Origin of the sequence: Nocardioides cremeus (assembly GCF_030518195.1) — a bacterium.
GTDB lineage: Bacteria > Actinomycetota > Actinomycetes > Propionibacteriales > Nocardioidaceae > Nocardioides > Nocardioides cremeus.
Genome location: NZ_JAULSC010000257.1, coordinates 1 through 279, shown reverse-complemented (window position 1 = coordinate 279; position 279 = coordinate 1). Strand labels below are relative to the sequence as shown.

Genomic DNA, 279 nt, shown 5'->3' with positions numbered 1-279 from the left:
AGAAAATAAAGTATTTAACGCTTCTTATGGAACTTATCATGATTTGTGTAAAATTTTAGATAAAGATTTTCTCGATAATTCAAAGAATGAAAAGATTTTAGAAGATATTGTGTTGACCTTAACGTTATTTGAAGATAGAGAAATGATTAGAAAACGTCTAGAAAATTACAGTGATTTATTGACCAAAGAACAAGTGAAAAAGCTGGAAAGACGTCATTATACTGGTTGGGGAAGATTATCAGCTGAGTTAATTCATGGTATTCGCAATAAAGAAAGCAG

At 29.4% G+C, this 279-nt stretch carries 1 protein-coding gene; it reads left to right on the top strand.

Features of this window, described 5'->3' with window-relative positions; all coding sequences use genetic code 11:
* The coding region (locus QWJ41_RS22455) for a CRISPR-associated endonuclease Cas9 REC1/REC2 domain-containing protein (RefSeq protein ID WP_302710456.1) at positions 1–279 on the top strand (279 nt) is incomplete at both ends.